This window comes from Adlercreutzia sp. DFI.6.23 (assembly GCF_024462535.1).
Lineage (GTDB): Bacteria > Actinomycetota > Coriobacteriia > Coriobacteriales > Eggerthellaceae > Adlercreutzia > Adlercreutzia rubneri.
Genome location: NZ_JANGBP010000001.1, coordinates 247,740 through 269,390 on the forward strand (window position 1 = coordinate 247,740; position 21,651 = coordinate 269,390).

General features: G+C 64.8%; 17 protein-coding genes. 9 read left to right on the forward strand and 8 right to left on the reverse strand.

Going from position 1 to position 21,651, the window contains the following annotated elements:
• The first annotated feature begins 130 nt into the window (after positions 1-130).
• The 4 genes from NE591_RS01095 (at position 131) to NE591_RS01110 (ending at position 5,999) form a co-directional block, all read left to right on the forward strand.
• Entirely contained in the window at positions 131-802 is a 672-nt protein-coding gene (locus NE591_RS01095; protein ID WP_256156228.1) for a response regulator transcription factor, read from the forward strand.
• A gap of 99 nt (positions 803-901) precedes the next feature.
• Positions 902-2,086 carry a HAMP domain-containing sensor histidine kinase gene (locus NE591_RS01100; RefSeq protein WP_227070435.1) on the forward strand — a complete coding sequence of 395 codons (1,185 nt, stop codon included), beginning with the start codon at positions 902-904 and terminating at the stop codon, positions 2,084-2,086.
• A 173-nt stretch (positions 2,087-2,259) separates the two neighbouring features.
• Positions 2,260-2,943, forward strand: coding sequence for an ABC transporter ATP-binding protein (locus NE591_RS01105; RefSeq protein ID WP_022740744.1), 684 nt, complete (start codon positions 2,260-2,262; stop codon positions 2,941-2,943).
• Complete coding sequence (locus NE591_RS01110; protein ID WP_227070434.1) at positions 2,940-5,999, forward strand: ABC transporter permease; 3,060 nt, start codon at positions 2,940-2,942, stop codon at positions 5,997-5,999. Before NE591_RS01105 ends, NE591_RS01110 begins: the two co-directional genes overlap by 4 nt.
• Before the next feature lie 131 nt (positions 6,000-6,130).
• Here NE591_RS01110 and NE591_RS01115 read toward each other — a convergent pair whose 3' ends face one another.
• From NE591_RS01115 to NE591_RS01135, 5 genes are all read right to left on the reverse strand, one after another.
• Entirely contained in the window at positions 6,131-7,516 is a 1,386-nt protein-coding gene (locus NE591_RS01115; RefSeq protein WP_227070433.1) for an MATE family efflux transporter, read from the reverse strand.
• 53 nt (positions 7,517-7,569) lie between these two features.
• On the reverse strand, positions 7,570-8,058 hold the full coding sequence (locus tag NE591_RS01120; protein WP_227070432.1) for a MarR family winged helix-turn-helix transcriptional regulator: 489 nt from the start codon (positions 8,056-8,058) through the stop codon (positions 7,570-7,572).
• Positions 8,059-8,325: 267 nt separating this feature from the next.
• A complete protein-coding gene (locus tag NE591_RS01125; protein ID WP_227070431.1) occupies positions 8,326-9,027 on the reverse strand; it encodes an ABC-2 transporter permease in 702 nt (233 codons plus the stop codon).
• Positions 9,024-9,908: an ABC transporter ATP-binding protein gene (locus NE591_RS01130; protein ID WP_114548857.1), complete on the reverse strand. Its 885-nt coding sequence runs from the start codon at positions 9,906-9,908 to the stop codon at positions 9,024-9,026. Before NE591_RS01130 ends, NE591_RS01125 begins: the two co-directional genes overlap by 4 nt.
• Positions 9,909-9,921: 13 nt before the next feature.
• Complete coding sequence (locus NE591_RS01135) at positions 9,922-10,296, reverse strand: GntR family transcriptional regulator (RefSeq protein ID WP_114539498.1); 375 nt, start codon at positions 10,294-10,296, stop codon at positions 9,922-9,924.
• 492 nt (positions 10,297-10,788) lie between these two features.
• Here NE591_RS01135 and NE591_RS01140 point away from each other — a divergent pair, with 492 nt between their 5' ends.
• The gene (locus tag NE591_RS01140) at positions 10,789-11,733 is read left to right on the forward strand and encodes an ATP-binding cassette domain-containing protein (RefSeq protein ID WP_227070429.1); all 945 of its coding nucleotides are present in this window, start codon (positions 10,789-10,791) and stop codon (positions 11,731-11,733) included.
• 190 nt (positions 11,734-11,923) lie between these two features.
• Positions 11,924-13,204, forward strand: coding sequence for a 4Fe-4S binding protein (locus NE591_RS01145; RefSeq protein WP_114539496.1), 1,281 nt, complete (start codon positions 11,924-11,926; stop codon positions 13,202-13,204).
• Positions 13,205-13,261: 57 nt separating this feature from the next.
• On the opposite strand, the gene NE591_RS01150 is transcribed toward NE591_RS01145, so the two are convergent.
• Positions 13,262-14,749: a LuxR C-terminal-related transcriptional regulator gene (locus NE591_RS01150; RefSeq protein ID WP_227070428.1), complete on the reverse strand. Its 1,488-nt coding sequence runs from the start codon at positions 14,747-14,749 to the stop codon at positions 13,262-13,264.
• A gap of 243 nt (positions 14,750-14,992) precedes the next feature.
• Between NE591_RS01150 and NE591_RS01155 the strand changes: the two genes are divergently transcribed.
• The 3 genes from NE591_RS01155 to NE591_RS01165 all read left to right on the forward strand — a co-directional run bounded on the left by NE591_RS01155 (position 14,993) and on the right by NE591_RS01165 (position 19,656).
• Positions 14,993-17,971, forward strand: coding sequence for a molybdopterin-dependent oxidoreductase (locus NE591_RS01155; RefSeq protein WP_114539494.1), 2,979 nt, complete (start codon positions 14,993-14,995; stop codon positions 17,969-17,971).
• Positions 17,971-18,657, forward strand: a complete 687-nt coding sequence (locus NE591_RS01160) for a 4Fe-4S dicluster domain-containing protein (RefSeq protein ID WP_114539493.1) — start codon at positions 17,971-17,973, stop codon at positions 18,655-18,657. Before NE591_RS01155 ends, NE591_RS01160 begins: the two co-directional genes overlap by 1 nt.
• An 87-nt stretch (positions 18,658-18,744) precedes the next feature.
• Positions 18,745-19,656: a hypothetical protein gene (locus tag NE591_RS01165; RefSeq protein WP_114539492.1), complete on the forward strand. Its 912-nt coding sequence runs from the start codon at positions 18,745-18,747 to the stop codon at positions 19,654-19,656.
• Positions 19,657-19,810: 154 nt separating this feature from the next.
• On the opposite strand, the gene NE591_RS01170 is transcribed toward NE591_RS01165, so the two are convergent.
• Complete coding sequence (locus tag NE591_RS01170; protein WP_114539491.1) at positions 19,811-20,584, reverse strand: hypothetical protein; 774 nt, start codon at positions 20,582-20,584, stop codon at positions 19,811-19,813.
• Complete coding sequence (locus NE591_RS01175) at positions 20,572-21,549, reverse strand: helix-turn-helix domain-containing protein (protein WP_114539490.1); 978 nt, start codon at positions 21,547-21,549, stop codon at positions 20,572-20,574. Before NE591_RS01175 ends, NE591_RS01170 begins: the two co-directional genes overlap by 13 nt.
• Positions 21,550-21,651: the final 102 nt, after the last annotated feature.

A 21,651-nucleotide genomic window follows, 5' to 3' on the forward strand; every position in this document is an offset into this window, starting at 1 on the left:
AGACTTGCTTTCTTGCCGTTCGGGCGCGGTTTCCCATAATAGGACGCTATCATGGTGGCGAACGAGAAAGGGCATCGGGCGCAGTGGCTCAGGTGCTGACTGCGGCGACGTGCGCGTGGAAAGGGGCATCATGCGGGTTCTGCTGGTTGAGGACGATCATGCCATCGTGCTGGCGCTGACCGACCTTTTGGAAGGGGAGGGCTTTGCCGTGCGGTCATGCGCGACCCAGGACGGAGCGTGTGCGGCGCTGGCGGCTGACGACTTCGACATTGCGCTGCTTGATGTGACGCTGGCCCAGGGCAACGGGTTCGCTGTGTGCGCGGCCGCGCGGGAGACGGCGCCCGAGATGCCCGTCATCTTCCTCACCGCCTCCGACGACGAGTACTCCACGGTGGCGGGGCTCGATATGGGGGCCGTCGACTACATCGCCAAGCCCTTCCGCGCCCGGGAGCTCATCTCGCGCATCCGCGGAGCGCTGCGGCGCACGGCCCCGGCCTCCAACGTGCTCACCGTCGGCGACGTGAGGCTCGACGTAGCCTCGGCGGCCGTGACCAAGGACGGCCGCGAGGTGTTTCTCTCGGCGCTGGAGTACCGGCTGCTGCTGTATTTTTTGCAGCATGCGGGCAAGCTCGTCACCCGTGAGAACCTGCGCGACGCTATTTGGGACAGCGCCGGGGAGTACGTGTCGGACAACGCGCTGAACGTGTATGTGAAACGCCTGCGCGAGAAGGTGGAGACCGACCCGGCCGAGCCTGAACTCATCGTCACCGTGCGCGGTCTTGGCTACAAGGTGGGGGAGTAGGGGCGATGGCGCGAGTTCGGTGGTCTGAGGCCGTGCGGTCGATGGAGTGCGTCGTGTGGCTGATGGAGTGCGCCGCCGCGGCACGAGGGGGCGAGTAGCGTGGGCTCCGCATCGACGCTGTTGCGCCAGTGCGCGGTCATGGTGGCGCTCATGGCCGTGCTCGCGTGGGCGGCGCCGAGCGAGGCGAAGCCGTGGGTCGCCGGCACGGGCGCGGTGCTGCTGGCGGTGTTCCTCGTCGTGTCGCTGTACCGCCACCGCCAGATTCGCCGGCTCGCCGAGGAGATCGACGAGGTGCTGCATTCGGGCCACACGGTGGGCTTCTCGAACTGCCGTGAGGGCGACGTGGCGGTGCTCGCCAACGAGCTGTCGAAGATGGTGTCGCGCCTTTCGCGCACCCGCGACCAGCTGTCCCGCGAGCGCAACGCGCTGGCCGATTCTCTGGCCGACGTGTCCCACCAGATTCGCACGCCGCTCACGGCCATCACCCTCATGCTGCCCGTGGTGGAGCGCGCCGACGATGCCCGCGAGCGCAAACGCGCCGTGCGCGAGCTGGAATCGATGATCGAGCGCGTCTCGTGGCTCGTGACCACGCTGCTGAAGATCGCGAAGGTGGATGCCGGCGCCATGCACGTGGAGCAGCGCGAGGTGCGGGGCGCCGAGGTAGCGCGCCGGGCGGTGGCGCCTCTGGCCACCGCCATGGATCTGCGCGACGTGAATCTCGTGCTGGAATTGGACGAGACCGCCACCTTCCAGGGCGATGCGCCGTGGACTGCCGAGGCCGTGGAGAACATCGCGAAGAACTGCATGGAGCACACCCCTCCCGGTGGCACGGTGACCGTGGCCGTGAGCGAGGACGCCCTGGCCACCACTATTGCCGTTTCCGACACCGGCCCCGGCATCGCCCCGGAGGATCTGCCCCACATCTTCGAGCGCTTCTACCGAGGAAGAGGTCTCGTCCCGGCATCTCCCGAGCTTGCGCCCGAGGGGCGACTGAAGTCGCCCCCTACAGAAGGCTTCGATCCGGCTGAGGGGATTCGATCAAAACCGTCCCGTTTGGAAAATACCGATCCGACCGACAGGATGCAGGTTGATCCCGTAGGGGGCGACCTTGGTCGCCCCTGGGCCGACGACAACGGCAACGACGCTCGTCAGCCCGCCGGGTTCGGCATCGGGCTCTCGTTGGCCCAGGCCCTCGTCTCCGCCCAGGGCGGCACCCTGCGTGCCTCCAACAACCCCGCCGGCGGCGCCCGTTTCGAAATCGCCTTCCCGAAACTCGTGGTGTAGGCGGCGCGTCTGTTAATGCTCGAAATTTGGGACATTAGGCCCGTTAGTGTTCCAGATTTCGAGCATTAAGTCTTTTAATTACATTACCGTAATGGGCGCGTTAGGGGGCGGCAATGGGTGGCCGCCATACTTGTTCCGTAGATTGGGAAACCAGGAGAAGAAAGGCATCTGGCATGGACATTTTGACGGTCAGCCACTTGACGAAGATCTACGGAGAGGGCGAGGCGGCCACCCGCGCCCTGGATGACGTGTCCTTCAGCGTGGAAGAGGGCGAGTTCGTGGCTATCGTGGGTTCGTCGGGCTCGGGCAAGTCCACCCTGCTGCACCTCATCGGCGGCGTGGATCGGCCCACCTCGGGCCATGTGCTGCTGAACGGCGCCGACGTGTACGCGCGCTCCGACGAGGAGCTGGCGGTGTTCCGTCGCCGCGAGGTGGGGCTGGTGTACCAGTTCTACAACCTGGTGCCGGTGCTGAACGTGGTGGAGAACATGACGTTGCCCGTGGCCTTGGACGGCCGCACGGTGAACGCGGGCCGCCTGCAAGGCCTCGTGCAAAGGTTGGGACTCGCCGGCCGCGAGGGGCATCTGCCCAGCCAGCTCTCCGGCGGCCAGCAGCAGCGCGTGGCCATCGGGCGCGCCCTCATGAACGCGCCGGCGGTAGTGCTCGCCGACGAGCCCACGGGCAACCTGGACACCCGCAACAGCTGCGAGATCATGCAGCTTCTGCGCGATTCCAACCGCGAGTTCGGCCAGACCATGATCGTCATCACCCACGATGAGGAGATCGCGCTGGCCGCCGACCGCATCATCGCCGTGGAGGACGGCCGCATCGTGCGCGACGAGAGGATCCGCCGATGAACGCCACGACGAACTTCACCGTAAAGAGCCTGCGTGCCAACAAAGTGCGCACGCTCGTGACCATCGCCGGCGTGGCCCTGGCCGCGGCCCTGCTCACGGCGGTGCTCACCACCTATGTGTCGCTGAACGACTACCTCTATCGTTCCGAGGCGCACCTGGCCGGCACCTGGATGGCCTGCGTGGAAGCCGATGGCAGCTCGGCGCTTGACGAGAAGGTCGCCGACGCCCAAGCCGACCCGCAGGTGGCTGGCACGGCGATCCTGCGCGATGTCGGCTTCGCCGCGTTGACTGCCGACCAGCAGAATACCCAGGGAACTTATCTGGCCATTCGCTCCATCGAAGGCGACGTGGGCGACATCTGCGGCATTACGCCCAGCGAGGGACGCCTGCCCGAGAACGACCACGAGATCATGCTCTTCTCCACGTGGAACGACTACGGCGGGGTGAACCTCGGCGATACGGTCACCTTCGACGTGGGCCAGCGGGTGGCCCGACTCGCCCCGGGCGAGGAGGGATCCATGTCCGCGGGCACCATGACCGCCTCGTGGGGCGTGCAGGGGGAGGCCCACGAGAGCGAGATCACCGACGGCACACCGCTCAACTCCTCCATGGGCGTGCTGGAGGCGGACATCGACGGCGGCATCTTCAACGAGGATATCACGAACACCGAGGAGAGCACCTATACCGTGGTGGGCTTTTACGATCGTCCGGGCTACGCCCTTTCCACGGCGGCAGGCATGGTGGGCGTGACCGCTGGGGGCGCCGCGCCCGACGCCTTTACCGACGTGTTCTTCACGTTGAACGACGTGGCCAACACCCAGCAGGTGGAAGAAGCCGCAGAGGCGCTGTTCCCCGACGAGCATGTGGTGCTCCACACGGCCATGCTGCGCTACATGGGCGTTTCCAGCGACTCCTCCATTTGGGCGACGTTCTACGGCCTGGTCGTGGTGCTGGCGGCGGTCATCGTCGTGGCGTGCGTTTCGCTCATCTTCAACGCCTTCAACATCTCGGTGGCCGAGCGCATCAAGCAGTTTGGGCTTCTGTCCTCGGTGGGCGCCTCGCGCCGGCAGCTGCGCCGGGCCGTGGTGCTGGAAGGGGCCATCGTGGCCGTCATCGGCATCCCCTGTGGGCTTCTCATCGGTCTTGCCGGGTGCGCTGCCACTTTCGCGGCGCTTGGGCCGGCCATCTCCCAGCTGGCCGGGTCGGTGGAAGTGCCCTTCCGCGTGGCCGTGAGCGGCTGGGTGCTGCTTGCGGCCTCGGTGCTCACGTTCGTCACCGTGCTCGTGTCCGTGTGGATTCCGGCGAAGCGGGCGAGCCGCACGAACATCATCGACTCGCTGCGGGCCGCCAGCGGCAGCCGCGTTTCCCGGCGCGGGGCGGCGCGGGCCGCGAGGTGCACCGAGGCGTCACGGCTTTGGAAGGCCCGCGGGGCGGCCGGGCGCGTGCTCGGCGTCGGCGGCATGCTGGCGCGCATCAACCGCAAGCGCGGCACGGGGAAGGGCCGGGCGGCCTCGGTGTCGCTGGCGCTGGCCATCGTGCTGCTCATGACCGCCGGCTCACTGAACGTGTTCCTCGGCACCCTGACCAACGTGGTGACCGGCGGCGGCGAGCCGGCCGGCCAAGTGGGCGTCTGGGCCCAGCTGGATGCGAAGGCGTCCCAGGACGAAGGGACGGCCGGCGGGAACGCGCAAGCTGATGACGGAGGCGCGGCGGCTGGCGAAAGCGATGCTGCAGCCAGCGGTCCTGCGGCTGCCGAGGGCGCTGCCCAGCCCGCTGCCTCGACGACGCCCGAAGCCGTCGCGGCTGCGAACAACGAGCTGTTCGCAGCGCAGGCCCAGGTGTTCGCCGATGCCTTCGCCGATCTCTCCCAAGTGGCCGGCGCCCAGCCGGTGGGCTGGAAGATGACGGCGGACATTTACGCCATTCTTCCCGAGGCCATGGCGGGCGACGCCCTTGCCGATACGAGCAACGGCACGGGCGGCACGATGGCCGACGGCAGCATCGGCGCGGTCGGCTCCGTCGCCTACTTGGACGATGCCGCCTTCGACGACTACGCGAAGAGCTTGGGGCTTGACCCCGCCGACTTTCGCGATCCGGCTCACCTGCGGGCCATCGCCCTGGCCCAGGGCTACGGCAACAATGGCAGCGTCTACCAGTTGCTCAACGTGCTGCGAGAGCCGGGCACTTTGGAGGCCCTTACGGCGGTGACCTATCACGGCGAGCCGGCGGCGGGCATCGGCGTCGGCGCAACATCCGGAGAGGGCAATGCTGAGGCCTTCGCCTTCCAGCCCTACCTTGAAGGCGATGACGACGGGGTCGAATGGTTCCCTCTGGAGGAGGCGGAGGCGCAGACGGTCTCCGTCGAGGTTGTCGCCCTGGCCGAGGAGGCGCCTGCCATCGCCAGTGCCCGTGGGGAGGGCCTGCAGCTCATCGTGCCCGAGTCCATGGCGGCTTACCAGGGTTTCGGCAGCACGTCCCCCATCTTCTATAGCTATTTCGACTCTGCCGATGGAGACCACGGCGCGCTCGCCGAGGAGCTGGCGACGGCCGGCAGCGCGTACTTCCATGACAAGAGTCCCTACGGGCTGGCGTTCTACTCCTTTAACGACTACATCGAGCAGCGCGATTCCAACCAGATGATCGCCACGGTGGTGAACGTGTTCTGCCTGCTGTTCGCCGTTATTCTGGCGCTCATCGCCATGGCCAACGTGTTCAACACGGTGACCAACAGCCTTATCCTGCGCCGCCGCGAGTTCGCCGTTATGAAGTCGGTGGGCCTTTCGAACCGGCAGTTCCGTGCCATGGTGGCCGAGGAATGCGTCGCCTGGTGCATCCGCGGCCTCGTGCCCGGCGTGCTGCTGTCGCTGCTCGTGTCCTTCCTTTTGTGGCAGGTGATCTCCGGCTCTATGACGGGGCTGCCCTTCACTCTGCCCTGGAACTACGTGGCCCTGGCCGCCGCCATGACCGTGGTCGCCGTGGGTGCGTCGGTGGCCTACGGCATGCACCGCTGCCGCGCCGACAACGTGGTAGAGGCCCTGCGCGCCGACGCTGTGTAGGAGGTGCTGCGACATCAAGCAAGGCGGGTGAGGGTGCGCTGCGTCCCCCACCCGCCCGAGTAAACTTGGTTTCTGCATCAAGGGGTGCCGAAATGATGTAGATAAGTTGACTACGATGCAGAAAACGTGGCCTAGCCCCCGTTTTCTGCCTTCGCTTTCGCCTTCGGGCTCAGGCCGCCTTTGCGGTAGCCGTAACGGCCCGAAAGGGCGATCATGAACGTGGCGGCCACCAGGCATGTGAGCCCGTCGCCCACCGTGACCGAGAGCCAGATGCCATCGATGCCGAACAGCATCGGCAGCACGATGACGGCCGCCACTTGGAACACGAGCGTGCGCAGAAACGAGATGAGCGCCGAGACGAGTCCGTTGTTGAGCGCCGTGAAGAACGCCGAGGCGTACATGGCGAATCCCATGAACAGAAAGCACAGGGCGTACAGCTTGTAAGCGCTCACGGTGAGTTCCAGCAGAGCCGCGTCGTAGCTCACGAAGATGGCCGAAAGCGGGGCGGCGAGCCACTGGCCGAGCAGGAACATGACGATGCTCGCCACGCCGATGATCCCGAGGCTCTTCCACAGAAGCGAGCGCATTTCAGTATGGTTCTGGGCGCCGTACTGGAAGCTCATGAGCGGGGAAGTGCCCACGGAGTAGCCCATGAACACGGCCGAGAAGATCATCACGGTGTACATGATGACGCCGTAGGCCGCCACGCCGTCCTCGCCGATGAAGCGCAGAAGCTGCCAGTTGTATAGGATGCCCACGAGGCTCATGGCGATGTTGGTGACCATTTCCGACGAGCCGTTGGCGCAGGCCTTCCCGATGACGGGCCAGCGCAGATGCGGCCGCACGAAGTACAGGTGCGTCGAGCGCTTGCGGGCGAAGTAGACGAGCGGAATGCCGCCGCCGATGAGTTCACCGATGTTCGTGGCGAGCGCCGCACCGGGAAGCCCCCAGCCGAACACGCCGACGAACAGGAAGTCCAAAAGGATGTTCGCCACGCCGGCCGCCACGATGACCAGAAAGCCGTACTTGGGCTTGCCCGCCGTGACGAAGAAACTCTGGAAGGCATACTGCAAGATGAAGAACGGCAGCGAGATCATCATCATGCGGCCGTAAAGCGCGGCGTCATGGTGCATCTGGCTTCCCGGCGTGGCGCCGAGCATGGTAGCCGTGGGCTCCATGAAGAACCAGCCGCCAAGGGAAAGCACCGAGCCCACGGCGAAGGCGAAGATGACGAGCAGCGAGAAATGGCGCCGCGCCCGGGGCCGATCGCCCTCGCCCAAGGTCTTGGCCACAAGGGCGCTGCCCCCGGTGCCGATCATCATGCCCACGGAGGCGAGGATCATCACGGCGGGGACGATCAGGTTCACGGCGGCGAGCGCTGTTTTGCCCGCGTAGTTCGACACGAAGAACCCGTCCACGATGGTGTAGCACGAGGTAAAGATCATCATGGCGATGGTGGGCAGCGTGAACCGAATGAGGGCGCTGGTGGAGAAATGTTTGGACATATCGACTGACATGGGGAAACCTTTCGGAGAAAAGAGGGCAGAACAAGCAAGGAAAGCGGGCGTCTCTAGTGGAAGGTGAGAGCCGAGAGGTTTTCGTTCAGCGCGTTGATGTAGCGCTTCATGGCGCTGGTAAGTTGGCGCTGCTCTTCATCGGTGAAGATTGCGACGGCTTCATGCTCGGCGGCCAGTACGGCTTGAATGTGGGCTTCGTACTGCTTTCTCCCGTAACCAGTCAGATAAACGCGTTGAGTGCGGGGCGTGTCTCCTCGCAGCTCGACTACGCCTTTGTCGACCATGCGCTTGATAGACGAGTGCACCGTTTGCTTCGAAGAGAATCCGAGCTCGCACAACTGCTTCTGTGTGAGCCCATCTTCGTTGACGAGCGCGTACACGATATCGAAGGCGCAATCAGGGAGTCCCATGCGCCACGCGGTTTGGCGATACAACTCGTCAGCTTGGCGGTAGAAATCATCGATGGCGCGGATTGTCTCCGCGATTTGGCTTTTCTCGTCGAGCGCGGTGTTTTCGTTGAGTGCGATCTTGTCGGCGTTCATGGGCTTTCTGTACCTCAAAATGCGATTGGTCTGATTTCGGACTAACGAGTTTGCTAGTATAGTCCGAAATCAGACCAAAGCAAGGCCTTCACAAGGTTTCCAAGGCCTCTCGACGGCGATTGCCGAGTTAGTGCGCAAAAAAGTGCGATCGTGCGAGTTTCAAGCTCGCACGATCGCACTTTTCTCTGCACGACGCCTCGAAAAAGGGGGCTAGGACTCGCACAATCGCACTTTTTTGCGCACAGGAGGCGCCTTGGGCTTCTGAAGCTAGAACTCGCGCTTCTCGTAGAGCTTGGCGGCGACGAAGGCGCTGGCCACGTAGATGAGGGCGACAACGGCTACCAGGGCGGCGGCGAGGAAGAGGTAGTTGTTGCCGGTGTCGAGCCACTGCACGAGGTCGGCGAGGACGCCGGTGAGCTGGACGCCGTTGCCGAAGAAGGCGACAGCGAAGGCGACGATGAGAACCACGATAATAGGAACGATGCGGGCGGCCTTCGTCATTCCGAAGCGCGTGATGACGGGCATCGCCACTGCCATGGCGATGGCGACGACGGACACGCCGCCTACTGTGGATCCTACGATCATTTCAGGAGTGTTTTCAGACGGCGAGAGGCTCTCGGGCAGCCACTCCGCCGGCAGGAGCCCCGCCAGGGCCGCAATTCCCAGGCCCAGCACGAGAGCCAAGGCTAGGGATCCCACCGTGAGAAGGGCGATGGAGGCGTAGCGTCCGAACACCACTTGGCGGCGAGTGAGGGGCAAGGTGAGACGGAAGCGCTCCCAGTTGTTCTGCTCGTCGTAGGCGGCGAGGCTGAACAGACCCGTGAAGGGAACCATGGCGGCAATAGCGGCCGCAGTGTCCACCGCGCCCATGACGTATCCCATGAATAGGGCGATGACGAGGCAGATGCCGAGCAGCTGCAAAAGAACGCTCCGCAGGACGGCGAAGTCGGAAACAATCATGGCTTTCATCGTGATTCTCCCTTCAAAGTGAGGGTCATGTAATCTTCAATGGTGGCCTTGTCCACGGGGATATCGGGGAAGGCGCGGGCGAAGGCGAAGCGGTCGGGGGCGAGCACGTCGTAGCCGTAGTCGTGGCGCAGGATGCGGGCCTCCCCAGGGGCGAAAAAGCCGACGTCAAGAATGGCGGTCACATCAGCGGCGCGGCAGCGGGCCACGCCGGCCTCGTCGGTAATGGCATCCTTGGGGGCCGTAAACACGATGCGGCCGGCATCGACGCAGACGACCTCGTCGGCGATCTTTTCTAAGTCGGAGGTGATATGGGTGGACATGAGGATGCCGCGGTCGCCCTCGGCCATGAAGTCGCGCAGCAGGTCGAGCACCTCGTCGCGGGCGATGGGGTCGAGCCCGGCGGTGGCCTCGTCAAGCACGAGCAGCTCCGGGTTGTGCGAGAGCGCGAAGGCCAGCGTCAGCTTCATGCCCATGCCGCGCGAGAGCTCGCCCACCTTCTTTTTCGGGGCCAGGTTGAAGCGGTCGCACAGCGCGGCGAACTGGACGGCGTCCCATTCGCGGTAGGCTGCCCGCCCGATAGCGCCCACATCGCCCACGCGGCAGGTGTCGGGGAAGGCGCAGGTGTCCAGCACGACGCCGATGCGCGATTTGATGGTGTCCAGCTCGGGGCTGCCGCAGGCGATGGGCTGGCCGAACAGGCGCACGGCACCCTCGTCGGCGGCGATGATCCCCAAGGCCGCCTTGATGGTGGTGGTCTTGCCAGCGCCGTTCGATCCGATGAAGCCGACGACGCAGCCCGGTTCCACGGCCAGGCTCACGCCGGAAAGCTCGAAGTCATCGTAGCGCTTGCCCAGGTTGTCTATTTCCATGAGGTAAGTCATGTCCGCTCCTCGTTCAGTTTTCTTCCAGCAGCACATCCAGCATGGCGTGCAGATCGGCGGCTTCTATGCCGGCGTTTTCCGCTTCGGCCACGGCGCGGGCGAGGTGTCCCTCCACCTGGCGCAGCCGCTCCTCGCGCAGAAGCTCCAGGTTGCCTCCGGCGACGAAGGAACCCTTGCCCTGCACGGTGTCGATGAAGCCGGCTTCTTCCAGTTCCGCGTAGGCCCGCTTGGTGGTGATGACGCTGATGCGCAAATCGTTCGCCAGGGCGCGGATGGAAGGAAGGGGATCGCCCTCGGCCAGCTCTCCGGCCATGATGGCCGCCTTGATCTGACGCGTGATCTGCTCGTAGATGGGCTCGCTGCTTCCGTTTGAAATGATGATGTCCAAGGTGCCTCTTTCGCAGACGGCGTATCGCGAGCTCCGGCAGCGCTCGTCTTCGCGACGAGCGCCCAAGGTGCGGCGATGTGCCGTCCTAGTTTCGGCCCTTGCCGCCCCAGCGTCCCGGGCGCGGCAAGGGCGTGAATAGTGTATATACCCTACATGCACAGTATATACACACCTATACACAGCCGTCAAGGCCGCCGGAAAAGATTTCCGTCGGTTGCGGTACAGATTTTTGAGTTGTTAGACACGAGAAGAGAGATGCAGAGCGCGACAGGAAGTTTAGTGTTTGGTTAGAATAATTGCGAACTGGTGTTTTACGACGAAGTGATTTTACGGCATGATGAATCCTGACGGTGTTTTGCAGGCGCATGCCTAACAACTCGAAAATCTTGTCTTCGTGCGCGAGCTTTCTTGTCTGAATGAGGGAATTGCAGGCTCGGGGTCGGCTCGGATCTGTCGGGAGATGGAAAGTGCGCTGCCTACGACCGCGACGCCGTGGCCCTTCGCCGTGATTTAGACGTGGAAGACGACTGGCCGTGGCGCCACGACACCTTGTCCTGTGGCCAGCAAAAGCGGCTGCAGGTAGCTTGCGCGCTCTGGCAGCGTCCCGATCTGCTTGTTATGGACGAGCCCACCAATCACGTCGATGTCCCCACCCGCGAGGCCGTCACGGCGGCTCTTGCGCGCTTCAAGGGCGTGGGCCTGCTGATCTCCCATGACCGCGCCCTGCTGGATGCGCTGTGCTCCCAGTGCTTGTTCATGGCGGCCGGTCAGGTGACGGCGCGGCCCGGCGGCTACAGCCAGGGGCGCGGGCAGGAGCAGCTCGAGCGGGAAACGGCCGTCCGCCGGCGCGATCAGGCGAAGCGCGAGAGAAAGCGCCTCGCGGGGGAGGCCCAGCGCCGTCGGGAGGAGGCCTCGCGGGCGGCCGGCATGCGCAGCTGCCGCAACCTCGACCCGAAGGACCATAGCGGGAAGGCGCGCGTCAAGCTGGCCGTCTACACGGGAAAGGACGGCGTGGCCGGCAAGCTGAGCTCCCGTATGGAGGGCCGCCTGTCTCGCGCTGAGGAGACGCTGGCGTCGGTTAAGGTGGAGAAGCGCTACGACGGTGACTTATGGATGCGCGCCGAGCCGAGCGCGCGCAAGGTTCTCCACCGGCAGCCGGAGCTGACGCTGGCCCTTGGGGAACGTCGGCTTCTCGTGCCCCCGTTTTCTGTCGGGAACGCCGATCACATCGCCCTGACCGGCCCCAACGGTGCCGGGAAGACCACGTTGGTGAGTGAGGTGGCACGGCGGATCGACCCGACCGTGCGGGTGCTCGTCATCCCGCCGGAGCCCACCGCCGAGCAGTGCCGTGACGCGCTTTCTCGATTGGCCTCCCTCGATTCGCGTAGTCGCGGGCGGGTGCTGGCGGTAGGATTTCTCCCCCTTCTTTTTCGTTGACAGAGCGGGGCGTTTTCGCCATACTGAGCAGTGGGTTTGGGGACGATGATTTGTGGAAGGAACCACCATGACCGCAACGATTCGGCCCTCTTTGATCTTTAACATGGATATCGAGGCGCCAGGCGGATCGGCTGTGCAAAGCCGGCCGTATTTTGTTGCGCCATGCAGCGGTTAGTGGGAGAGGATATCCATGGACAACATTCTGGGACTTTTCGAGAAGCTTGAGAGCCAGTCGCTGGCGGTGCAGCCGAGCCGGTGCGTGGTGGTGCGCAATCGCAACGCTTCCTGCCGTCGCTGCGCCGAGGCGTGTCCGACGGGTGCCATTCTCGTGGAAGGCAACGACTTGGCCGTGGCCCCCGAACGCTGCATCGGTTGCGGCACCTGCGCTACCGTGTGCCCGACGGCGGCGCTGGAATCGAAGAAGCCCGACGACAAGGGCTTGCTGAAGGCGGCTGTGGCGGCCATGCAGGCCAACGACGGGGTGGCCGTGGTCATGGACGAGGCCATGCAGGCGGCCGCCGAGGGCAAGTACGACCCGGCGAAAGTGGTGGCGGTGAAGAGCCTCGCCCGGGTGGACGAGAGCCTCATCGCCGTGCTGGCCGCCGGGGGCGCGAGCTCCGTGGTCCTCGTGGCGGGGCCGCGGGCCGCAACCGACGGAGAAGGGGCCGCCGCGGCCGATGCCGACCCCGCGGCCGCCGATTCGCTGGCCACGGAAGCCGCCGACGAGGCCGCCGAGGTGGACGCCGCTGTCGACCGCACGGCCCGGCTCGTGCGCGACACGGCCGCCCTGCTGCTGGAGACCTGGGGCAGCGACGTCACGGTGAAGCTTACCACCAAGCTGCCCCGTTCCGTGCGCCTTACCGCGCCGGCCGATTTCGACACGGGGCGCCGCGGCTTCTTCTCGTCGATGCGCGACGAGGCCCGGGCCGCCGCAGCCATCACCGCCGAGCACGTGGTGCGCGAGAAGCTGGGCGCCGAGGAAGAGGAAGAGCCGAAGTTCGCGAAAGTGGGCGAGGACGGCACGCTGCCCCACTTCCTGCCCGAGCGTCGCGGCCGGCTGCTGTTGGCCCTCAGCAACATGGGCGAGCCGGACGACGTCATGATCGACACGCGGCTGTTCGGCCACGTCATCATCGATCCCGAGAAGTGCACGTCCTGCCAGATGTGCGCCACGTTCTGCCCCACGGAGGCCATCCACAAGTTCGGCGACGCCGCTACGGCCGCGGAGACCGGCAAGCCCTTCGGCATCGACCACTACACGGGCCGCTGCGTGCAGTGCCGCTGCTGCGAGGACATCTGCCCCACGGGCGCGCTGACCCTGTCCACCGACGTGTTCGCCGCCGACGTCACCAAGCGCGGCCGCTCCGAGCGCATCCCCATGAAGCCCCGCGCCCGCAAGGTGAACGACCCCAAGTCCATCGTGAACGCCATGAGCGCCCTGCTGAACGTGCCGAACGTGTACGAGCGGTAGAGGCGGTTTGCGTCGTCCCGACTGGCCGGGGAATTCGGCTGGCGGCCACTGCGGCTCCTACTCCCCGTAAGGGTTAGCGGCCTGCACCAAATCCAGCAGTTCTTGCTGGGAGTGGATGCCGAGCTTCTTGTAGATGTGCTGGCGGTGGGTGCTCACGGTGCTCTTTGAGATGAACAACTCGTCTTGGATGTAGGCGAGGTTGCGGCCCTTCGCGAACATGATCATGATCTCGCCCTCGCGTTCCGACAGGCCGTAGCGCTCGATGATGAGGCGGCACTTGTCCTGGAAGCGTTCGCGGCGCTCCAGGGGCAGGATGTCCATGGTCTCCATGAGTACGCGCTCGTTGAACACGGCCCCCATGGCCACGAACACCGCCAGCACCGCCACGAGCATGCAGGCGTATACGGTCGCAGGCGTAAGGCCGCCCACCAGTAGGGCGAAGCGGCCGAGCAGAAGCCCCGCCAGGGGACCTAGGGCCCAGCCGGCGCGGATGAGCGCGAAGGTACGCACCCGAGTGGCGGAGAAACGCTGGCAGAGGGCAGCGGTCATGATCCACATGAACAGGCCGAAGCACGAGTTGGCCGCCTGGTTCACGGCATAGGGGACGATGCTCGTCAGGGACGCCCAAAGAAGCGGCGCCGGCCCCAGCAAGACGCCCACCATGAGAAACAGCGTGATGCCGCCGTAGCACAGCCGCGGCATGGAGAGGGTCTTCACGCTCATCATGGCCAGGGCGATGAGGATAGCGCCGATGACCACCGCCGCCCCAGCCAGCGCCTGCACGAGGGCGTAGGCAGCCCCTCCGGCGCTCGCGATGTCCATTTGTATGTAGAGGGTGCGCATGAGCTCGTGGGCGAAGCCAACGAGGGCCACGCAGAGCACGATGCGGAAGACGAGGCGCGAGACCTGGCGATGCTCGTCGGCGTCGGTGAGGGGGTGCTGGTCGGCCAGCTCGATGACGCTGGTCTGCGCCGCCTCGCGGATACGGCGGATGGCAGCCCACAGGGCAACAGCCGCGCCGACGGGCAACAGGGCGGTGAAGGCCAAGGCCGGCGGAGGCGAGAGCACGAGCGAGAAGCTGAACAGAAGCGGCGAGGCGATCTGCCCGATGGCGACGGCCGCTGTGGCCTCGCGCAGCGATACGCGGGAGAGCGCCATGCCGAAGTACATGAGGAAAAGCGCCGAGGCCACCCCCGACAGCACCCCGGTGCCGGCAACGAAGAGCGAGCCCTCCGGGGATGGAAGACCGCCGAGGGGCATGGCCAACGTCGCGAGCACGGTGCACGCCGCCGAGACCCAGAAAGTGCCCCTGCGGGCGAGCAGGCGTCCTGCGCCGTGCTCGAAGTAGCCGACGAGCAACAGCGTGAGGGAAAGCACCGTGATGGAAACCAGGTACACCGCGTCTAAGACAGACTCGCCGTGATCCGCGAAGGCGAAGATGCCCACGCTTTGGAACGCCCCCATGACCCAGGTGCCATTGAGCGCGAGTGCGCATCCCAGAAGCGCGATGATGACGGGCGACGAAGCAGTGAAACGCGTTCCCATGGATTTCCCCCTAACCTCCCATCTATTGTAAACGCTCCGGCGCGTCTGCGGAGAAAATGACCCGCTGTCAATAAGGAAGCGAAGAAATCCCAGGTCAAACCTATCGTGCTACCAGCATGTTTTTCTCATTTGTTGCATTTTCGCCAAAAACGCGCTCCCAGCCCGATGGTGCGGCCGGGGCGGGCGCGGTAGGGTCGTGCAGTGTCTGATGAAGGGTCAGACTCATTCGAGAGGAGGAGAACCATGGCTTCATTGACCATGACGCGCCGCACCTTCGCGAAAGTGGCGGCGGCCACGGCGGCGGCCGCGGGCCTGGGCGCCGGCGCGACCGGCACGGCCCTCGCCGAGACCGACGCCGGCCCCGAGAAGGGCAACGAGGTCAAGCGCATCCGTTCCGCCTGCCGCGGCTGCGGCAAGATGGAATGCGGTGTGTGGGTGACGGTGCAGGACGGTCGCGTCATCAAGAGCGAGGGCGACGAGAGCGCCTTCCAGTCGGCGGGCAACCACTGCGCCAAGGGCCAGGCGTCACTGCAGGCGGCCTACCACCCCGACCGGCTCCGCTATCCGCTGAAGCGCACCACCCCGAAGGGCGAAGACCCCCAGTGGCAGCGCATCAGCTGGGACGAGGCCTACAAGACCACGGTGGACGCCATCCATGCCAACCAGGACAAGTACGGCAAGGAAACCTGCATCTTTATGGGCGGCACGTCGCGTATTTGGTCCATGGCCCCCTACGGCGCCTTCAAGCAGCTGTTCGGCAGCCCCAACGGCATTCAGGCCAACGAGATTTGCAAGGGGCCGCGCTTCTACGCCACGGCCATCGACGCCTCCAACGCCTACAGCTGGATGGAAGTGGTGGGCCGCCCGCGCGTGTTCGTGCAGTGGGGCGGCGCTTCCGAGCTCTCCAACTACGACGACAGCTGCCGTACCACGGTGGACGTGGCCACCCGCGCCGACAAGCACATCATCGTGGACCCGCGCCAGACGAACCTCGGCAAGGAGGCGGACATCTGGGTGAACCTGCGACCCGGCACCGACGGCGCCGTGGCCAACTGCTGGGCCCAGGTCATCATCGAGAACGAGCTGTACGACGATCTGTACGTGCGCAAGTGGATGAACGCTCCCATGCTGGTGGTGCAGGAGGAGAGCTTCAAGCCCACGCCCACGAGCTCCGCCCAGCAGTCGGCGAACATCGTCACGCGCATTCTGAAGGAATCCGACCTGAAAGAGGGCGGCTCCGACGGCCGCTTCATGGTCATCAACGAGAAGAACGGCGAGCTGTCCTGGTACGACGCCACGGCTGCCAACCCCGGCTGGGAAGGGGAGGACTGGAAGCCGGCCACGGAAGGTCGCGAGGCGAATCAGCCCGGCCTGGACGCCACGGGTCAGACCCAGGGCTTCGTGCTGGACTACGTGCCCTTCCCTGACGGTCTCTGGCCGGCGCTGCACACGGAAGAGGGCGGCCGCGAGGTGACGCTCAAGGACGGCACCAAGGTGCACGTGCGCACGGTGTGGGAGCACTACATCGACTTCCTCGCCGACTACACCCCGGAGAAGGCCAGCGAGATCACCGGCGTTGACCCGGAGGTGCTGAAGGAAGCGGCCATCACCTATGCCACGCGCGTGGACCCCTCCACGGGCTACGGCAACGGCGGCATCCAGTACATGCTGGCCCCCGAGCATGCCTGCAACTCCGTGCAGAACCAGCGCGCCTGCGACCTCGTGTGCGGCATTACCGGCAACATGGATATTCCCGGCGGCATGCGCGGCTCCACCCCCGGCTGGCCCTTCTTCGACCTGGGCATGTGCAATCCCGATTCCCCGGAAATCCCGCCCTACGATTCCAGCAAGATCCTGGGCTCCATCGAGTTTCCCATGATCGGGTCGGATCGCGGCCCCGGTTGGGCCGACGCCACGAGCATCTACGACGCCATCGAGACCGGCACCCCCTACAACGTCACCTGCGGCATCGGCCAGACCGGCGACTTCATGAACCAGTCGAACTCCATCAACGCCGCCGAGCAGCTGAAGAAGCTCGATTTCTGGTGCTCCATCGATCTGTGGCACACCCCCTGCGTGGACATGATCGCCGACATCGCCATGCCCGCCGCCCACTGGATGGAGCTGGACTGCATCCGCAAGTCCCAGGGCTCTTCCGGCGCCTTCGGCGCCACGGTGAAGGCCATCGACCCGCCCGGCGAGGCCAAAAACGACTTGGAGATCGTCGTGGGCCTGTACCAGGCCGCCGGCGTGCCCTACTTCGACGAGGCCAAGCACGGCGCGAAGTGGTTCACCGGCGACGAGGCCGTGAAGCACTGCAACGAGGTGGGCCTGGCCGGCTTCCGCATTCCCGATTGGGACGATTACAAAGCGGAGTTCCAGAAGAACGGCTGGTTCGATTCCAAGGTCGAGAAGCCCGAGGCCTGGGGCACCTACCGTCGCTACCAGGTGGGCACCAACGCCGTGAACGGCGACTTCCCGCCGCTGCCCCCCGAGGCCCAGCACCAGGGCTGGAACACCACCACCCACAAGCAGGAGATCTGGTCGCTGCTTTTGGAGTCGTGGCTTGTGAACGGCGCCGGCAATGACGGCGTGCGCCCGAATTTGCCCTACTCCGACACCGAGCAGTTCTCCGACAAGGAGATGTTTCCCCTGTTCGTGGAGGCGCCTCACGGGCCGGTGGCCGACCCCGACCTGTTCGCCGACGAGAACTCCTTCCTCATGACCACGGGACGCCGCCAGGGCACCTACTTCCATTCCGAGCACCGGCAGCTGCCCTGGTGCCGCGAGCTGTGGCCCGTGCCGCGCCTGGAGATGAACCCGGTGGACGCCGAGCGCATCGGCGTGACCCAGGGCGACTGGGTGTGGATCGAGACCGACCAGCACAAGATCCGCGAAGTGGTGGACCTGTACTACGGCATCGAGCCCGGCGTGGTGAACGCCGAGCACCAGTGGTGGTACCCGGAGCTGAAGCAGCCCGACCATGGCTTCATGCTGTCCGGCGTGAACTGCCTCATCGACCGCCATGCCCAGGACCGCATCTGCGGCTCGTCCAACTTGCGCGCCTACGGCGTGAAGGTGTACAAGGCCACGCCCGAGAACTCGCCCTTCGGCAACCCCGTGCCCTGCGGCGACGACGGCACGGAGATCATCCATACCTGCGACGACCCGCGCCTGAAGGAGTGGCTGCCCGACTACGCTTCCGAAAGGGGTGAGGCATAATGACCCAGTACGCGATTCTCACGGATGTGAACAAGTGCGTGGGCTGTTTGGCCTGTTCCATCTCGTGCAAGGTAACCAACGACGTGCCGGTGGGCTCCTACTGGAACAAGGTGCTGCGCATCGGCCCGAACCCGCGCCAGGAAGGCGGCCAGTGGCCCGACGTGTACACGTACTTCCTCACCATGCAGTGCCAGCACTGCGAAGATCCGGAATGCGTGAAGGTGTGCCCCACGGGCGCCTCCCATAAGCTGGCCGACGGCACGGTGCAGGTGGACAAGGAGAAGTGCATCGGCTGCCAGTTCTGCGCCATGAGCTGCCCCTACGGTGTGCGCTACCTGAACGAGACCGAACGTGTGGTGGAGAAGTGCACCCTGTGCGAGCAGAAGATCGCCCAGGACGAGCTGCCCCAGTGCGTGGCCCAGTGCGGCGGCCGGGCGCGGTTCTTCGGCGATTTGGAGCAGGGGCTCGAGAGCTTCGTGGCCCCGGGGGCGCCGGTGAAAAGCGGCGACAAGTCCTACGATGGCTGCGCGGCGGCTCGGGTGACCCTGGGCGAGTGCACCGGCGAGGGCCCGGAATACCCGGTGAAGCCCTACACCGATGCCGAGATCCACCATCTGCCCGACGTGGGCAACAAGCCCAGCTTCGTGTACATCCTGCGCCGCGAGACCTGGCAGGGCGGCGAGTAGCATCGCTTCGGCAGGGCGTCTTGCCTCCCAGGGCGCCCTGCTCTTCTGCCGATTTTCCGGGGGAACCTAGGAGAGAGGATTTTGATTATGGAACTGCAATGGCCTTTGATTCTGTTCACTACCCTGGTGGCCTGGTCGGCCGGCGTGTTCGGCACCCAGGCAGTGCTGGCCCTGCGCGGTGAGGCCCCCAAGGCCCAGCTGTCCTGCTGGATCACCGCGGCCGTGCTGCTGGCGGCCGGCGGCATCGCGGTGTTCTTCCATCTGGAGCACTTCGAACGCATCTTCAACGGCTTCGGACATTTGACCAGCGGCATCACCCAGGAGCTCATCGCCATCGTGGTGCTGGCCGTGGCGGCCATCGTGTACCTGGTGTACCTGCGCCGCGACGAGGGGAAGGTGCCGGCGTGGCTGGCTGTGCTCTCCATCGCGCTGGCGGCCGTGCTCGTGGTGGTGATGGCCCACTCCTACATGATGAGCGCCCGTCCCGCGTGGGACTCGGTGCTGTGGATCTTCTACGTGCTCGGCAACGCCTGTGTGCTGGGGCCGGCCACGGTGGCCCTCGTGTGCGCCATCGTGAAGGAGCCGGTGCGGCTGGCGGCCACGGTGGCCCTGATCGGCGCGGCCGTGAACGCGGTGACCACCATCGTCTATGCCGTGACGCTCCAGTTTTTGGAGGGCTCGTTCACTACGGTGGGCTACTATTCCGACCCCACCATGCCCACCGCGCCTTTGGTGGACGTGACGGCCGTGGGCAATGTGTTCACCGGTGAGCTGGCGCCGCTCATGTGGATCGGCGTCATCCTGGTGGGCGCCGTGGTGCCCCTCATCGCGGCCCTGCTGGAGAAGCGCTCCGGTGCCACCCCGGCCGCCGACGGCACCGCCGTGGCCTCCCGGGCCGAGCTGTGGATGGCCGTGGCCGTGATCGCCGCCGTCATCGGCGCCATCTGCATGCGCGTCGTCTTCTACGAGCTGGGCGCCAGCGTGTTCATGCTGTACTAGGCTCGATTTTTCTCAGGGCCATCCTGAGACAACGAAAGCCCCCGATGAGGGCGGGTTCGCATCCCCAAACCCCTTGCAAACGCGAACCGCCCCCACCGGGGGCTTTCTGCCTCTTACGGATGCATGGAATAGCCGATGAAGATTGAGATGACACCTACAGATATGTGCGGATGATAATTTCCTTCACTTCTTCTGGGGCATAGGCAGCCAGGCCGATGTCCTTCATGAAATGCGGGGGACATTCGACGATCTCCACGAACTCCTTCACATCCGTTCGCAATGCCCCTGGTAACTCCACACGAATTGTCGGTGGCAAAAGCGAGCACAGGCGGAAGATATCGCGTCGGTGCTTTCCGATTTCCCCCGAACGTACGGGCTCTCCGTTGGCTCGGGCTTCTCGAAGATTGAGATACGCCTTCATTTTGAAGAGGGGCAAATACTCGTGGGAAAGGGTGGGGAAGCCGTAGCGGTGCGTGACGGCCTCCTTCGAGGCGAGAAGCCCGTAGTAGGCCTCATCCAGCAAAATGGCGGACAGACTGTAGGCGGCGTTTTCTACGGGAACCTTTCCGATACGGGCCTCGATGCCTTCCAGGTAGTCGGGTCGGCGACTGAGCAGTTCTATCTGATGGGGGTAAGCTGAACTCGCCGGACGGCAGAAGCGGAACATCTGCGCATCCCCGCTCTTGGTGACGTGGGTGTAGTGGGCTTCCCGAACGAACTGGATGAATTTCGCGACGAATGGGGCATCGAGCGCCTCCGCGATGAGCACCATATCGAAGTCCTTGGTGCCCGATTCTTCCCAGAGCCCCGCTTCGCGGTAGATCATCTCCCGCGCCACACCGCCGATAACAACGTAGCGCGTCGCATCTTCGGCGAACCAGCGCGTGAACTCTGCCAAGCCGGGAATGGCGTCTTCTAGATGGGCCATCCTTCGGCCTCCTTGATTTCGTCTACCGCCATGTCAATGCGTTCGTCGCGGCGGTCGATGGTCTTCAGCATGGTGAAGGGGTCAACGGCTTCGTCTTGGGCGAAGGGAGCTGGATCAAAGGCAAGGACTTGGATTATAACTGCTGGATCGCCCTCTTCGACGGCTAAGGGCGTGAGATTCGCGGCTTGTTTGGGGCCTATCGCAAAAACAGACGTCTGCGGTGCCATGAGAAGAGTGCGAGCGGCGAGGGCGGAAAGGCCGCTTCGGAACGCATCCTCTGGAACGGCGTCGCGGGGCAAAGACAGTGTCTTCTTGACAGTTCGGCCAAAGAGCCGCCAGCCTTTTTCAAAGTATGCGGCAGGGTCGGCGACGGTGTAGTAGGCGGTGCGGTTGGTGGGGCCTCCTGTCCTTCGCTGCAGCAGCCCGTGGCGGAGAAGTTCCTCGCAGGCCCGCTGGGCTCCCCCTCGCGATAGGCCGGTGCGAGCGCACACGTCCTTGATGGTCGAGGGGGTTCCCCCGTAGTAGAGAAAGTGCAGGAACGCGGTTTTCCCCATGGCGGTCAGCTCAGTGTCGAGGGGGCGCGGCTTTGTCGCGGGCGATGGTATCGTGCGAAGCAGTCCGGGAAGGTAGAACTCTCCCGCCTGCGTTAGGAACGGCGCACGAGCTGCAATGAGGCGTTTTCTCAGGTAGGGAGTTATGGTGTCGAGATGGCACACCACAGGTGCCTGAAGTGCCGACGATATAAGCTCGCTCTGAGAGAGGAGGATCTCAGGTTTGATGGAAGCGGTAGGGCGGACGAACAGCGTGCGATTTCCGAAGAGCAGAACCGAATCGAACGAGAAAAGCGCGCACGTGGCGAGAGGTAGCTTGTCGCGCAGGGCGGCATGGTCAAAATCCACGTCAGGGGCGATGGCCTCGTTTCCGACGATGTCTCTCAACTGATTGATGAGATCACTTTCTTCCATATGATACCCTTTTGTAGCAATTAAAAATTTTGAGTATCAGTTTATATGAGAGAAGATGGGAGCGCAAGCGCGGCACCACGCAAAAGCCCCCGGTGGGAGAGG

What these genes read in the sequence shown, in the direction of transcription:
- NE591_RS01095 (WP_256156228.1), top strand. Translation starts at nt 131, where the DNA reads ATGCGGGTTCTGCTGGTTGAGGACGATCATGCCATCGTGCTGGCGCTG.
- NE591_RS01105 (WP_022740744.1), top strand. Translation starts at nt 2,260, where the DNA reads ATGGACATTTTGACGGTCAGCCACTTGACGAAGATCTACGGAGAGGGC.
- NE591_RS01110 (WP_227070434.1), top strand. Translation starts at nt 2,940, where the DNA reads ATGAACGCCACGACGAACTTCACCGTAAAGAGCCTGCGTGCCAACAAA.
- NE591_RS01115 (WP_227070433.1), bottom strand. Translation starts at nt 7,516, where the DNA reads ATGTCAGTCGATATGTCCAAACATTTCTCCACCAGCGCCCTCATTCGG.
- NE591_RS01120 (WP_227070432.1), bottom strand. Translation starts at nt 8,058, where the DNA reads ATGAACGCCGACAAGATCGCACTCAACGAAAACACCGCGCTCGACGAG.
- NE591_RS01125 (WP_227070431.1), bottom strand. Translation starts at nt 9,027, where the DNA reads ATGAAAGCCATGATTGTTTCCGACTTCGCCGTCCTGCGGAGCGTTCTT.
- NE591_RS01130 (WP_114548857.1), bottom strand. Translation starts at nt 9,908, where the DNA reads ATGACTTACCTCATGGAAATAGACAACCTGGGCAAGCGCTACGATGAC.
- NE591_RS01145 (WP_114539496.1), top strand. Translation starts at nt 11,924, where the DNA reads ATGGACAACATTCTGGGACTTTTCGAGAAGCTTGAGAGCCAGTCGCTG.
- NE591_RS01150 (WP_227070428.1), bottom strand. Translation starts at nt 14,749, where the DNA reads ATGGGAACGCGTTTCACTGCTTCGTCGCCCGTCATCATCGCGCTTCTG.
- NE591_RS01155 (WP_114539494.1), top strand. Translation starts at nt 14,993, where the DNA reads ATGGCTTCATTGACCATGACGCGCCGCACCTTCGCGAAAGTGGCGGCG.
- NE591_RS01160 (WP_114539493.1), top strand. Translation starts at nt 17,971, where the DNA reads ATGACCCAGTACGCGATTCTCACGGATGTGAACAAGTGCGTGGGCTGT.
- NE591_RS01165 (WP_114539492.1), top strand. Translation starts at nt 18,745, where the DNA reads ATGGAACTGCAATGGCCTTTGATTCTGTTCACTACCCTGGTGGCCTGG.
- NE591_RS01170 (WP_114539491.1), bottom strand. Translation starts at nt 20,584, where the DNA reads ATGGCCCATCTAGAAGACGCCATTCCCGGCTTGGCAGAGTTCACGCGC.
- NE591_RS01175 (WP_114539490.1), bottom strand. Translation starts at nt 21,549, where the DNA reads ATGGAAGAAAGTGATCTCATCAATCAGTTGAGAGACATCGTCGGAAAC.